Here is a 1,246-nt window from a genome sequence, read left to right on the forward strand (position 1 = left end):
GCTAGTGCCGTGACCACGAACGTTCACGGTGTTGGGGTCAGGCTGCGTGGGTGGTGGGTTGGCCCCAGCGTCGTTGTCGTTCGCTGCGGATGCGGGCGCGTTCGCGGCGTTGGGCGGCCAGGACGTCGGGGTGGCGGGCGTTGGCGTTGCGCCACCGTAGGTAGGCCTGCAGTTTCCGGGTCAGCGTGGGGTGGTTGGGGTGGTTGGAGCCGGCGATGACGAAGGTGCGTAGGGGCCCGAACTGGGCTTCGATCGGGTTGGCCCAGGAGGCGTAGGTCGGGGTGAAGCAGAGCTCGACCTTGTTCCGGGCCGCCCACGTGCGGATCGTGCGGCCTTTGTGCGCGGACAGGTTGTCCAGGATCACGTAGATCGGTGCCCCGTCCGGGCGGGCGGCGCGGATCGACTTGAGTGCGGCGAGGGTGTTCGCGGTGCTCTTGCGGCGCCGGACGACGCCCCAGAGTTGGTCGTCGCCGACGCTGTAGCAGCCGTGGAACTGCCGGACGCCGTGCAGCTTCCGGTAGTTCGCGGGCAGCCGGTGCGGGTGCCCGGCGGGCACCCACCCGGTGCCGGCCTGCGGACGGATCACCAGAGGGCCGAACTCGTCGAACGCGAACACCCGCTGCGGGAAGTGGCTGCTCACGTACTCGATCCGGGCGAGCTTGACGTCCCGGTCGGGGTCGGTGGACTCCTTCCACGTCTTGGTCCGCTGAAAGGTGATCTTGTGTCGGTGCAGAATCTGCCGCAGCCGTTCCCGCCCCACCCGGACCCGGCGGGTGGCATGCAGGCGCAGGTGATCGGCGAGCTTGCGGATGCTCCACCGGGTGAACGGTCGCCCCAGCTTCTCGGGGCGGGTGTTGGCCGTCTCGACGATGAACTGCTCTTCGTCAGGACTGATCTGGCGGGGACGGCCACCCGCCCACTGAGGGTCCAGGCTGGCCATCCCCATCTCGTTGAACCGGTGGATGACCTGCCGGATCGTGTCCTCGTCGGCCTGCACCAGCCGGGCGATCGCCGGCACCGTGTTTCCGCCGGCCGATGCCAACACGACCATCGCCCGCCGTAACCGAATCGGCGAGCCGGTACCTCTACGAGTGATCCTCAGCAGCTGCTGACCCTCCTGGTCACTGAGCCGCCGAACGCGAACGGGTTCTGCCACCAACACAGCCTGAACCACCTACACCCTGCGGCCGGCACCCCCCGACGGCGTGTCATCCAACACCGTGAACGTTCGTGGTCACGGCACTAG

At 68.5% G+C, this 1,246-nt stretch carries 1 protein-coding gene; it reads right to left on the reverse strand.

Annotated elements, in window-relative coordinates:
* Window positions 1–37: 37 nt before the first annotated feature.
* Complete coding sequence (locus IRY44_RS30410; protein ID WP_370585048.1) at window positions 38–1,156, reverse strand: IS630 family transposase; 1,119 nt, start codon at window positions 1,154–1,156, stop codon at window positions 38–40.
* Window positions 1,157–1,246 lie beyond the last annotated feature (90 nt).

It is taken from the genome of Micromonospora sp. ANENR4 (assembly GCF_015354395.1).
Classification (GTDB): Bacteria; Actinomycetota; Actinomycetes; order Mycobacteriales; family Micromonosporaceae; genus Micromonospora; species Micromonospora aurantiaca.